Annotated in this window: 7 protein-coding genes; 3 read left to right on the plus strand and 4 right to left on the minus strand. The window is 61.2% G+C overall.

Annotated features, from left to right (window positions below):
• Positions 1–145: 145 nt before the first annotated feature.
• Positions 146–1,639 (minus strand): AarF/ABC1/UbiB kinase family protein, encoded by a 1,494-nt coding sequence (locus tag VJZ71_13160; protein HKQ49012.1) that lies wholly within the window; start codon positions 1,637–1,639, stop codon positions 146–148.
• 98 nt (positions 1,640–1,737) lie between these two features.
• On the minus strand, positions 1,738–5,625 hold the full coding sequence (locus VJZ71_13165; protein HKQ49013.1) for a BadF/BadG/BcrA/BcrD ATPase family protein: 3,888 nt from the start codon (positions 5,623–5,625) through the stop codon (positions 1,738–1,740).
• 134 nt (positions 5,626–5,759) lie between these two features.
• On the opposite strand from VJZ71_13165, the gene VJZ71_13170 reads away from it, so the two are divergent.
• On the plus strand, positions 5,760–6,722 hold the full coding sequence (locus tag VJZ71_13170; GenBank protein HKQ49014.1) for an NAD(P)H-binding protein: 963 nt from the start codon (positions 5,760–5,762) through the stop codon (positions 6,720–6,722).
• On the opposite strand, the gene VJZ71_13175 is transcribed toward VJZ71_13170, so the two are convergent.
• The gene (locus VJZ71_13175) at positions 6,695–8,509 is read right to left on the minus strand and encodes an activator of (R)-2-hydroxyglutaryl-CoA dehydratase (protein HKQ49015.1); all 1,815 of its coding nucleotides are present in this window, start codon (positions 8,507–8,509) and stop codon (positions 6,695–6,697) included. The two genes, VJZ71_13170 and VJZ71_13175, sit on opposite strands and share 28 nt — an antisense overlap.
• A 268-nt stretch (positions 8,510–8,777) precedes the next feature.
• Positions 8,778–10,034 (minus strand): glycosyltransferase, encoded by a 1,257-nt coding sequence (locus tag VJZ71_13180; GenBank protein HKQ49016.1) that lies wholly within the window; start codon positions 10,032–10,034, stop codon positions 8,778–8,780.
• Between the two features lie 91 nt (positions 10,035–10,125).
• Here VJZ71_13180 and VJZ71_13185 point away from each other — a divergent pair, with 91 nt between their 5' ends.
• Together VJZ71_13185 and asnB are read left to right on the plus strand one after the other, a co-directional pair.
• A complete protein-coding gene (locus VJZ71_13185) occupies positions 10,126–11,352 on the plus strand; it encodes a glycosyltransferase (GenBank protein HKQ49017.1) in 1,227 nt (408 codons plus the stop codon).
• Between the two features lie 69 nt (positions 11,353–11,421).
• A complete protein-coding gene (gene asnB, locus VJZ71_13190) occupies positions 11,422–13,428 on the plus strand; it encodes an asparagine synthase (glutamine-hydrolyzing) (protein ID HKQ49018.1) in 2,007 nt (668 codons plus the stop codon).
• Positions 13,429–13,470 lie beyond the last annotated feature (42 nt).

Genomic DNA, 13,470 nt, shown 5'->3' on the forward strand with positions numbered 1-13,470 from the left:
CGATCGTGTATGGTCAGCACATTTTTCGGGCCGCTTCGGCGGCCGCGAGTGATTGGCAACGATCGCTCCCGACGATCTCTGTTTCTTGATATACAAGACGCCCGGCGCGCAGAAATGCCCGCCGGGCGTTTTGCTTGCGCCCTGATCACCGGCTCATCCACGCGGACCACGATCGCAGCCAATAGTTCATCGCCGAAGCTGGCCAGGCGGCGCCTAGGCGGGCGAAGTCGATATTGGAAATATGTGTTGTCGACGAGCGCGACGTCGGCGACGCGAGCATTCGCATCGGCCATTCCGCGCCGAATTCCCAGACCGCCCTTGTGATCAACGCCGCATCCAGAGATAGATGGGGGTCCACGTCGGCGACCACGCCCTCCACGATCAGTATCGTTTTGCGAAAGAGCATCAGATCCATTGGAAACCGCGTGCCGGCGATTGCCAGGGCGTCCAGAAGGCGCGCCAGCCACGACGGGCCGGGCACTTTCCCGCGAACGATTTCATCGATCGCGCCGTCCACCGTACCGCGGACCATCGAGTCATCGACCGGCGACGCCGCCAACGAGGTAGCGGCCCGGCACACTTCCGCCGCATCCAGGCGCATCGCCGCGAAAATGATCCGAGCGATAATTTCCTGCTGCACCTTCGTCAGCCGGCCGGTCAAGCTCCAGTCGAGGATCCCCAGCCCTCCGCCGGAAACAGCCAAGAGGTTTCCGGCGTGCGGATCGGCATGAAAAATCGTCTCGGGCTCGCTTGAAAAGACCGCGTCGCCCACCAGGGCGTCAATGATGGTGCGCGCCAGTGATCGCCGCTGCCCGGCGGTGAGCGATCCAACCTGCGTGGCCTTGACGCCGTCGATGTATTCCATCGCGGTGACGCCCGGCATGCTGAACGGCAATACCTCGGGGATGATGACATCTTCGCGGTGGGCGTAGCGCGTCGCGGCCAGGCGGAGATTATTCTGCTCGATCTCGAACCGGACCTCGCTCGCCAATACATCCCGAACCGTGTCGAACGTGTCGCGATAGGCAAAGTCCGGCAAATCGCAGGCGGCGCGTCGATCGTCGAGATAATCGGCGAGGTCGGCGATGATCGCCAATTCCTCCTCCAATCGCGCCGCCACTCCGGGCTTGAGCACTTTCAAGGCGGCGCGCCGCCGCGGGTGACCGCCGCCGGGTGACCAGGTACAGGCCATGACGACGGCCACGCTCGCCTCGGCGAGCGCCCGAGGTTCGAATTGAATGTCATAGCATTCGATCGCCTCCGCCATCTCGTCGTTAATGATGGGCTGCACGGCACTCAATGGTGTCTTTGGCTCGAACGACTCGAGGCGCTGAAGGTGCGTGCGAAAGTCGGCATCGAGCGCGCGGTGTCGGGCAACAACCTGACCCAGCTTGTGCAATGTCGGGCAGGCATGAAGGAGTTGAACGAAACGAACCGCAGCGGACAAACCCGAGGTTTCTTCAGTTTGTTCGCCGACGATTTCGCCCCAGCGTTTGCGGGAAAACCTGGACAGGAAGTACTGAAGCGCGTCGGCAATCAACAGTCGATATGCCGCGTAGCAGTCCGGCACAAGCGTTTCGATGGTCCCGGGACCGAGCCAGTCATCGAGTCGGTTTTGGGGATCGGATTGACCGGACATGGAGTGTGCCTTGGCGCGGCGCGTCGAGGCTTCCGCCGATCCAATGATACGCGGGAAAAGTCTTTGCTGAAAGGACGCCCTGACGGTGGGAGGATAAATCAAACGCCCACGACGGCGCCCTGCTCAATCATATCGCCGACAAAATCGCGATGCGGCGTGGGCATTCGGCTCGAGCGAAGCTCCCTCTCCATCTCCGCCAGGCGCGTCTCGATCTCCGCCATCTTGTGTTTGCGGCGGACAAGCTTCTCGCGGTGGCGCCGTAGGAAGTACGCGATCGTCTCGATGCGAATCTTGATCGAGCCGGTCGGCTTGTTCTCGTCGATGTCCTTGAAGCAGAAGTAGGGCGTGCCGCTGTTCTCGATGATCTCCTCGACGACCGTATAGATCGGGGCGTCGTGGCCGCACTTGAAGCTGGACAGCTCCAGGGCGACGAGGTTGGGGTGCCGTGCCGCGTACTTGGCGGCCCAAATCTTGCGGTTGGTGTTTTCGCTGTAGGCGTTCTTCCAGGCATCCTCGATGGATACGGCGCTGGCGAACGCACCCCGGCGGACTTCCTCGCCGAAGAGCCGTTCCAGGATCTCCGGGTCGCGCGGCAGCGTGTCCATTGTGAAGACCGGAATGCCGAGCTTCTGGAATTCGTCGGGGATTTCGTGGCAGACGCCGGGGTCATGGTGATACGGCCGCGTGAGCAGGACGACGCCGATCTCGTCGTTCTTCTCCAGGCGCTCCAATAGCTCACGGGCCTGATTGCGCAGGTCGGCGTTGAATGTGTCGTAGTAGTCCCACGCCATGCGGCAGGCCCGGGCGTTTTCTTCTTCGGAGAGACCGAGCTTGTCGCCGAACTCCTTGAACATCTGCCGCGCGAGCAGCCCCGGCTCGCTGAAGTTCACAAAGGTGTCCAGATAGACCGTGCCCATCTCCTTGAACAGGTCCGATTCCTTGGTGAACGCGGCCTTCACGGCCTCCGGCGTCGCGGTAACGGTCGGGCACGCGCGGCTGCTCTGGATGTTTTCCATGAACGTCGGCATGCAGTCGATCATGGGGAAGAAGATGTAGTCGAGGGGTTTTTCCTTGTGCTTGTGATAAAGCAGGTTGTGGACGTGGGGAATGCCGATCTTGCTCGGGAAGCAGGGATCGATCGCCCCGCGTTTGGCGCCCTCTTTGTACAGCTCCTCGCTGGTGTAATCGCTCCAGATGAGATTCGCAGCGCGGATGCCGAGGGCCTGGAAATAGGCCATGAACCACGGCCCCATCGAATACATATTGAGCACGCGGGGCATGCCGATGCGAACGTTCTCGCGATTCTTCATGAGCGCGATCCGCCGCTCGATTTCTTTCTTCTTGAGAATATTGGCGAGCGTCACCTTCGGCAGCGGATCGGAGACGTTGTCGATTTCGACCGGCGCGAAGGACTCGCGGGCGGCGATCTCGGCGAAGTTGGGATTGGCCTTCTTCACGGCGTCGAGACCGGCCTTGATCTCGCGCATGTCGCTGACATCCTCGACAGTGCCCTTCTCGCAGGTAGCGATGATGAGCCGCTGTTCGCCCTCTTCGAGCGGGACCTTGGATTTGGATTTTGGCTTAGCCGTCGTCGGCCCGGCTTCCGCGGCGGCATCTGCGGCTGAACCGTGCTTGATGCGCGTCGGATGACCCGCCTCCGGGCCCATCTTGATGATCTGAGTGGTGAGGCTGACGAGGACGCCGCTGCCGCCGGCCGGCGCGGCGGCTTGGGTTTCTTCGCCCGTCTTCACGTCGATGAAAGTCCGCAGGCACTTGTTCTTGCAGAAATAGCAGCGCGTCGATTCGGCGCGCGTTGTGCGGAATTTGATCTTCTGCACGCGCTCCAGGCCGATGAAGCTCGTGCGCACGTCGTTTTCGTTGTAGAGACGGTGGGCCTCGACCGCGCAGCCAATCGCCCCCGCTTCGCCGCAGAACTTGTGGACGATGATGTTCGGCTGCTCGGCCATTCCGCGGAACCGGCTGGAGATGAAATCCACCTGGCTCTTGACGGCCGCGAGGTTGTGCTGCGTTCCGCCCTGGAGCACGAAGGTCTTGCCGAGCTTGGCGAGGTTGGGGATCTGGGAGACGTAGAGCCAGATGTTTTTGGGCAGAACGTCGCACAGACCGGCCATGATCTCGTTCGGCGCCCAGCCTTGGCGCTGGAAATCGACAATGTCGGACTGCATGAAGACAGCGCAGCCATAGCCGAAGCTGGGCATGGCCTCGGCGCTGAAGGCGATGTCGGCGAAATCCTCGACCTTAAAGCCGAACGTCTGAGCCGTGCCCTGCAGGAAGTAGCCGTTGCCGGCCGAGCATTGCGTGTTGAGCTTGAAGTCCTTGACCTGCCCGTTCTTCAGGATGATGAGCTTGATGTCCTGACCGCCGACGTCGACGATCACGTCCGTATGGGGGTAAAAGTGCATGCCCGCCTGCGTGTGTGCGACGGTCTCGACCAAGGCAACGTCAGCCTGGAGCACATCCTTGAGAATGTCCTTGGCGTAGCCGGTCGTGCCGACACCGAGCACCTCCAGCTTGCAGCCCTGGTCTTCAATCTGCTTTTGCAGCAGGGCGAAGATCTCCATCGTGTCTTCGATGGGATTGCCCTTGGAAAGCTGATACGCCTTCCCGACGACGTTTTTCTCCATATCGAGCAGGACACCTTTGGTGCTCGTGCTGCCGCCGTCGAGGCCGACGAAGGCCTGCACCGTCGTGCCGGGCGCATAGAACTTCGGCGTCCACGATTCTTTTTTGTACTTCTCCTTAAAGGCAGCGAGTTCGGCATCGTCTTTCCAAAGACCCTTGCCGCCGGCGGCCTTCTTTTCCTCGACGCGGCCGACAGTGATGTACCACTCGAGTTCGCCCATCCCGCGATAGACGCCGAAGTTGGGGTTGTCCTGCACCTCGATCTTGGCGTACTCGACGGCGCCCAGCGCCGCGAAGTACTGCGCGTTGTCCGGCACGACAATCAATTCCTCAATCGGCTTGGATTCATCGAAGGGGACGTTTCGCTCCCGCCAGATCGCCGGAATGTTGTGTCGCCAGCAGTCGCGCATGCCTTTGATGTAACAGTTCGGCCCGCCCAGGAGGAGCACCTGCGGCCGGAGCGTGTGACCGCGCGTGAGCACCGAGAGATTCTGCTGGATAATGCTCTCGAAGAGCGAGGCCATCAGTTCGTCCGGCGGGACGCCCTGCTTTTGCAGGCCGTTGATGTCCGTCTCGGCGAAGACGCCGCATTTGCCCGCGACGGGGTGCAGCTTGAGGCCGACGTAGCCCATGTTGCACAGTTCGTCAGTCGGAATCCGGAGCTTGGCGTTGATCTTGTCGATGACCGCGCCGGTGCCGCCGGCGCATTTGTCGTTCATCGAGGGAATCTTCTTTTTCTTGCCGGTCGTCTCGTCGGCCTTAAAGACGATGATCTTGGCGTCCTGGCCGCCGAGTTCGACGACGCTTTGCACGTCCGGGTAGAGCTTTTCGACGGAGAGGCTGACGGCGTTGACTTCCTGCACGAACTTCGCGCCGATCCGCTTGCCAATGGACGACCCGCCGCTGCCGGTCATGAAGACGCGGAAGGCGTTGCGCGGGACATCGGCGAACTTCTCCTCAATGGTCCGCAGCATCTCGATGCACTTTTCCGGCTGCTTGGTGTCGTGCCGCTGGTAGTCCTTGTGCAGGATTTCGTCGGTGATCGGATCGACGACGACGAACTTGACGGTCGTGCTGCCGACGTCGAGGCCGATGAGCAGGCCTTGGGGGTATTTGGTCGTCGGGGTAAACGGCAGATCTTCGATGACCGGCTTGGTCTTCTCTGCTTTGACCATTCCGACGTTGAGCTGTACGAAGCCGAGCGCGGCATCTTTGGGCTCGCTCTTTGTCGAGCAGCATCCGCCGGAGGAACAGCCGCCGCCGGAGGACTTGCCCTCCGTTTTCGTTCCGCACGACCCGCCAGAGTGTCCGTGGTCTGCTTCAAGTTTGATGGATTTGTTCATTGCAGCCTTTTGCTATGCCAACGCCGTCAGGCGTCAATTCTTTTTTTTCCGGTGATAGTGCGAAAACTATTGAAACTTGTGCCGTGAATCGCGGCCGTCCGTATCATTCTTTGCGGGCCGACGGAACTGATGCCATGAAATCTCAAGAGATCCACGTCGTCACAGGGGCATTCGGATACTCTGGTCGTCGTATTGCCCAACGATTGCTTGACCAGGGATTGGCCGTTTGTTCCCTTACGAATTCGGTTCGAAGCAACGATCCTTTCGATGGGGGCGTCCGCACGTTTCCTTACGATTTCGATCGGCCTGAGAAGCTGGTGCAATCGCTGCAAGGCGCGTCCGTTCTCTACAACACCTATTGGATCCGCTTCAACCACAGGAGCTTCACACGAGCGCAGGCGGTTAAAAACAGCTTGACTTTGTTTCGCGCCGCGCGCGATGCGGGTGTGCGCCGAATCGTGCACGTTAGCATTGCCAACCCCTCTGAGAACTCTCCGTTCGAATACTATCGAGGAAAAGCACGCCTGGAACGGGCGGTGCGAGATTCGGGGTTGTCCTATGCGATACTTCGGCCGGCCGTTTTGTTCGGCGGCGAGGACATCCTCATCAACAACATCGCCTGGATATTGCGGCGTTTTCCCGTCTTTGGAGTTTTTGGCGATGGCTCGTACGGAATCCGACCTATTCACGTTGATGATTTTGCCGATCTGGCGGTTCGATGCGGAATGGAGGACGACAATGTCGTCGTGGACGCGGTCGGACCGGAGCGATTCACCTATCGCCAACTCGTGAAGGAGATTGCAAGGATTATCGCCGTTCGACGATGGATGGTCTCCGTGCAGCCGACCGTTGGATACTTGATTGGCCGGGCCATTGGTGCGGCAGTGCGGGACGTTGTCTTGACTCGCGATGAAATCGACGCCTTGATGAGCGGTCTTCTCGACTCGGATTCGCCCGCAACTGGCGAAACTCGCTTGACCGATTGGGCCATGCGCCACGCTGATTCTCTTGGCCGTTCGTACCATAGTGAACTCGCCCGTCGTGCGATTCAGGAACGCGAAAATACGAGCTACGCCGCACAGGCCGCCGGGCACTGAGGCAAAGTGGCCTCAACTCCGGCGTTTTTCATCCTTTCCGCCACATCCATCACAAAATTCGCCGCCTTGCTGACAACGCCCTTGTGATGCGTGACGTGTTGCAGCGGCCGGCGGAGGTCGCTGTTCTCGGGCAGGGCGACGAATTCGCGGATTTGTTCGAGCGTGTAGCCCGTCGATGCGACGACGCGCTTGAACTCCTCCTTGCACTTCGTCTTCGCCTCGCCGAGGGCCATTTGGACCCGGCTGTGGGCGTTTACATCGCCTTCGCCGCTTGTCTCGATCGGGATGTAGATCATATCTTTGAAGTGGCTCGTGACCGCCGCCTGTGCCCCGTCCGACTGCGTGCTGGGCATGCAGCCGAAGGGCTTGAGGGAGAGGACCATGTGGGCCATGTCCTTGTTGCTGTAGTAGATGTTCTTGGCCACTTCGAGGTGCCCCTCGCCGCCGCCGGCGCGGCTGTTGTAGTACGGGTGTCCCGCGCGGGTCAGTTCAAGCTGGTTGGCCAGCTCGTGCACCGTCCCGCCGATCGCCTCGCGCAGCTTGTTGTACTCGTGCTTGATGATCCTCTCGGCAATGTCGAAAGTGAACAACTTCTTTTTGATCTTGATCTCGTCGGCCAGCCATTGCTTCATGTTCCACTTCGACGCCGTCGAACCGTCCTTGTGCAAATGGGCCCGGTCCCCGGCCTTCAGCCCCGCCTGGTGCAGCATGTAGCAAATCCACGTCGCCACCGGTTCGACGAGCACCTCCGCACCTTCCCCTTCGAGGAAGGGGAACATGCGGAAGTTGCCATCGCCCTCGGTCGTCTGCGCCCAGAACTCGCCGGTCACCTTGCAGATAGGCTTGGGGCGGAGGAAATCGACTTCTATCTCTTCTTCGATCAGCTTTCGGCATTGATCGAATACCTCGGCGTAATAGGTTCCTTTCAATTGATCGAGGAACTTCGCTGCGTCGGCGGGTGTCTTGACGGGCGCGACCTTGGAGAGCAATTTCGAGAGTACGCCGCCGTGGATTTCGTCGTAGTTGCGCTTGCGGAGCGACTCCTGACAGATCGCGAGGCACTTGTTCATGACTTCGTTGGTCTTGCCCGGAACGACCTCGTAGGGGCGAATCTGGTAGGCGACCTCGTTGAGGATGTCGCCCATGAACATGGCGTTAAGCAGCGAGAGGAAGAAGTTCAGGTTGAATTCGAGCCCCGCCTCGACGGCCGCCTGATCGAGCCCGCCGGCTTGTTGGAAAAGCAGGACACGGAAGCCGTCGAAACCGCTGTTGCGCAGGGCCAGGCGATACTCCGCCTCGTACATGCCAAAGCGGCACGGCCCGCAGGCGCCCGCTGTAATGAACACGTGATCGCTGAGGATCTTTTCCAGCGGGATGCCTTCCTCATCGCGCATCCGCTTGAGATGATTCACCACGGCCCCGACCGTGAAGTACGTTGGGTTGCATTGACCGTTATTGCCAAATTCCTTGCCCGCTTGGAAGTCGGCCTTGACGGGCGTGGGGATCAGGCCGACTTTGTAGCCCAGCCCCTCCAATCCGGCGATGATGAGCTGATCGTGGCGCATGGTCAGCCCGCCCAGCCAGATCGTCACCTGACCGCGTTCGGCCTTGGTGAAGGCCCGCTCTTTAGGGCGCGCGAAATGATGTATGGGTCCGACCGTCATCCCGGCCTCGCGCATCATTCGTTCGCGTTCGGCCTGGAGCGTGGCCTGGATCGAATCATCCAGGAGCGGGAGGGTGAAGCCGGAGGAGGACGTGTCCTTGGTGGTAGTGGCTGGAGCGACCATTCAACACCTCGTTAGGAAGCACTAGCTTACGTACGTTATTGGCCGCAGCGCGCGGCCGACATGGAGGGGCGATTCTGCCCCAACTTCGGTCATAAGTCCAGATAAAAATTGAAGTAACGCGCCTCGATATCGCGGCGCTGGGCATAAGGACTATTCCCAATAACAACTTAGTGGGCACTAACATCCAAGGTATTTAACGGCAACGCGGGGGAATGTCACGACAATTCCCAAGCTTCGCATTCACAGAGAGTTAAGAAGAGTGAGATGCCTAACCCAGCAGAGACCACAAGTGATTCGCCAGTTTGCCCGCCAAACCGGACCGGCTGTAGGCGCTAAACGCGGGAGGGCAGGTTGGTAGCCCAGGTGCAGTCGCCATTTGTTCTCGGAGGGCGACGATGGCCGCCTTTAGACCGGGTGCGTCTCCCATCATCGCCAAGCAAGTCCGGTTGCCGGCGAACTCCTCAAGCAGCCGTCGGTCGTTTGATCCGGGGCTCTCTTCGAGGCAGAGGATGGCCCGCCCGCTGCGGATGTATTCGAAGATTTTGGCGTTATATCCCCATCGACCGACGTATGCGCCGGTCAGCAGGAGCAGCGCATCGGCCTGCGCCATCCTGTGGCGCGCCTCCTCCCGCGAGACCAGTCCGGTCGTGCGGATAACGTCCGCGAGGCCCGCGGATCGGATGTAGTCCGGCGAGAGGTTGCCGACGAACTCGAATGTGACGCCCGCCAGCGCGTCGGAGCGTTGCAACGCGCCAACCGAATGAAAAAAGAGGTCGGGACGATTGCGTGGAATGACGGTACCGACGTGGGAGATCGTCAGTCCTGTGGCGGCCGGTGCCCCGGTCGGCCGTAGAACGGGGGAGGGCTCTTGATCATCATATCCATTGGGAATCACGAATATCCGCTCGCGGGCAAAACCCTGTTCGATGGCTATCGCGTTGGCCATGGCCTCAGACACCGTCACGATCGCCGAAGCGGCGGCGATGCATCGTTTTTCCAGTTCGATATGGCGACGGCGAGCCCGGTCGCTCTTCGGTTCGTACCCGCCCGGCCCCAGCCAGCGGTCGCGAAAGTCCAGGACGATTGGCGGACCTCCGTTTTCGCGCAATCGCAGGGCTAATTCGGCCACGCTTGCAGGGGGAAACGACGCCAGAACGAGATCGATATGCTCTTGCCGGACCATGCCCGTCGCGGCCTTCAACGCCGCCCTCCGCCACGCGATGAAGCGGTCGGGAAAGGTCCATTCGCGCAGCCAGGACTTGAGCCGGCTGGGCTTTCGTCGCGGATCGAAGTCGGCGAAGACCGCCGCCGAAGTCGCCAGCGGATCCGGAACGGCATGAATCGTCACGCCTTGAGCGCGCGGTATGCTGCCGGATCGCGCAGCGGTCAGGACGTGAACGTTCCACCTGTGCTCAGGCAGGTATCGTGCGAAGGAGTGCATCCGCTCCGCCGCCGCGCCGACGCCGGGCGGATACCAGTACGAAATCAGCAGGATGTTCCGCATAGTGTCGGCGGTCGACGGCATCCCCACACTGAAACGTCAAAAAGTCAAAACGTCAAAAAAGGCGATGTGAGGCAGCAGCAAGTCAATCCGGTACGATGCGGCGATGGCGGCCATGACCGGGCTACATGTGGTGATCGTCCCCTCGTGGTGGCCGTCGCCGGAACAGCCGATCAACGGCATCTTTCATGTAGACTATGCGCGGGCCTTCGCCGCGGCCGGGGCCAGGGTCGGCATCGTCGTCCCCGATCAGGTCAGCCCGCGATGCCTTGGGGCTGGAACGTCGATCCCCTGGATTCCGCGAATCACGCGCGAACGCATCGCCGGACCGCCGGATATCCCCGTCGTTCGTATTCGTGGGCTTCACACCGCCCTCGGTCAGCCGGGGATCCAGATGCGACGCTATCGTCGGTGGCTGGCGCGTGGCCTGGACATCTACGCCGCCGAACATGGCGAACCGGATATCCTCCATGCGATGTGCGCGATCCCCGCCGGCTGGGCCTGCACGCATTTGTTTCATCGCTGGGACACGCTCGCCAGACACGTCGTCGTGACGGAAAACACCGGCCCGTTTTCGCTGGTCCTGTCGCCAAGAAAGGGCGAGGCGTACGTTCGCGCGGGACTCGCGAGGGCTACCGCCATCATCGCCGTCAGCGAGCCGCTCCGCCGCGACATGCGCGCGGCGGGGATCAATGTATCGATCGACGTTGTTCCCAACCCCGTGGAAGAAATCTTTGTCGGCAGCCCGCCGCCAAATGTCCTCCGCGATGCCGACAAACGACCGCTCTATCGCGGCCTGTTCGTCGGGCGGCTGACGGGGCTTAAGGGAATTCAAGAACTCGTGCAGGCGGCAATTGTCCTTTCGCAGGATACAGCGTATGCCGTGGAATGGCACTTTGCGGGTTACGGAGAATTGGAACCGGGCGCGCGGCAGCGGTTTGCCGAAGCCGGCCTATCGGGACAGGCGGTCTTCCACGGCCTACGCGAGAAAAAAGCCGTAGCGAACTTAGTGGCGGCGTCGCACTTTCTCGTCCTGCCCAGCCATGGCGAGAATTGCCCCCTCGCAATCTGCGAAGCCCTCGCGAGCGGTCGCCCCGTGATCGGCACGCGCGGCACCGGCTGTGAGCCGTTGATCGGCGAAGGAGACGGCGAGCTTTGCGACGTCGGCAACGCCCGAAGTCTGGCCGACGCCGTTCGCCGACTCCTGGCCGATTATTCAAGATGGGATTGGCGGGCGATCGCGGCGCGTGCGAGGGCTCGCTTCTCGTTTCAGGCAGTTGCGGAGAGGTATGGGGACATCTTTCGAAGGGTAGGAGAATGTCGAATAGCGAATAGCGAATAGCGAAAAGAAGACGGGACACCGCGGGCCTTTTGTTTCGCTATTCGCCATTTATCCTTCGCTATTTCTATCATGTGCGGCATCACCGGACTCATCTTTGACCATCTCGATCCGCGGGGCGCGGCCACTCTGACCGCCATGACCCAGCGGCTCTACCACCGCGGGCCCGACAGCGGCGGGGCCGTCGTCGTCGGCCTCGGTGGCAAGCCGGTGATCGAACGCCGCCTGGGACCACCGGGGGAGCCGGTCGCGTGGGAATACCTACCGGTGCAAGTCGGCCTTGGCGCGCGGCGGCTGGCGATCATCGACCCGTCCGAGGCTGGTCATCAGCCGATGTCTTCGCCGGATGGGAACGCGTGGATCGTGTTCAACGGGGCGATCTATAACTTCCGCGAATTGCGTGCGGAGTTGATGACGTACGGGATGAACTTTCGCGGCGGGAGCGACACCGAAGTCCTGCTTGCCGCATATCGTGCGTGGGGCACTGCGTGTTTCGAGCGGCTCGAAGGAATGTGGGCGGTTGCGGCTTACGACATTCCCGCGGGCCGCGTCATCCTCAGTCGCGATCGACTGGGGATCAAGCCGCTCTACGTCGCGAGATTTGATGAGGGGCTCTCTTTCGCGTCAGAGATCAAGGCGCTCTTGGAAGTGCCCGGCGTTTCTCGAGCGATCGAGCAAACGATGCTCCGCGACTTTCTCGCGCGCGGTCTCGTGGATCACACCGATAGCACGCTCTTCGATGGCATCTGGGCCATCCCGCCGGGTTGTACGGTCGTGCTGGAAATTCGTGGCTCGCAACCCAAGGCCGCGCGCCGCGGAATGATCGAGCGGTATTGGACTCCGGGTGCGGCGATCGCCCGCGAAAGTCCAACGCCGGATGGCATTCGTGAGTCGTTGTCGGCCGCCGTCGGTTCGCATCTTGTCAGCGATGTGCCCGTCGGCTCATGCCTTTCCGGCGGATTGGACAGCTCGACGATTGTCTCGCTGGTGCATCGGCTCGCCGCCGAGGATGCATCTAAGACCCCGCACTGGACACAAAACGCCTTCACCGCCGTTCTGCCCGGTTCGCCACTTGATGAATCGCAATTCGCCGAAGCCGTCATCCACGCCTGTGCCGGGCTGCACTGGCGCCGCACTGAGCCGACCGCCGCGCGCTTGCAACGGGACATGGAATCGCTCGTCCGGCACCAGGAGCAACCGTTCGGCTCGCCTTCGATTTACATGCAATGGGAAGTCATGCGGCTGGCGCGCGAAACGGGGGTCACGGTGCTGCTCGACGGCCAGGGCGGCGACGAATTGTTCTGCGGCTATGAAGGATACATTCCACCCTACGTCGCACATCTGCTCGCGCACGGGAAGTTCGGCCGTGCGTGGCGCGAGTATCGCGGCGCGACGCATGAAGGGCATTTTCGCAGCACGGCCTTGTTCGGGCACGTCGTTGCGCATTTACTGCCACCCGGCGCGCGGGACTCAATGCGGAAGGGACGGGACCGGCGAAAGTCGGACTGGCTTTCGGGCGAGCTATTCGATGTTGAGGAACCCACGGGAATCTGCGAGGGGCTCGGATTGAAGGACGAGCGCGCCGATCCGCTGGCGGAATCGCGGTTTCAGGAGCATCTTTGGTCGATCCTCCTCTCCGAGAGCCTGCCCGCGCTGCTCCGCTATGAAGACCGCAATTCGATGGCCTTTTCCATCGAGGCCCGCGTGCCCCTGCTGGATCGTCGCGTCGTGGAAATGGCCATGTCGATTCCCATTCAGGAAAAAATTCGCGAAGGGCGCCTCAAGGCGATTTTGCGAGAGGCGGTGCGGGACATCGTGCCGAAAGCGATTGTCGAACGCCGTGACAAGATCGGCTTTTCCGCCCCGACGGCCGCCTGGCTGCGCGGCGACCTTCACGACTGGTGGCTCGACATGCTGACCTCCAAGAGCTTTCGCGATCGCGGCTGCTTCGCCCCGAAGGGCGTTGTCCGCGTCATCAAACGCTTCGAGTCCGGCGATGATGCTGCGGCGATGCCGATCTGGAGAATGGCCATCGTCGAACAATGGGCCCGCCAGTTTCTCGACAAGGCCCCGGCCTGATCGACGCCGCCGACCGCCCGTTGACGGCCCGATTCAGTTTCT

The sequence above is a fragment of the Phycisphaerae bacterium genome (assembly GCA_035275405.1).
In the GTDB taxonomy this organism is placed as follows: domain Bacteria; phylum Planctomycetota; class Phycisphaerae; order UBA1845; family UTPLA1; genus DATEMU01.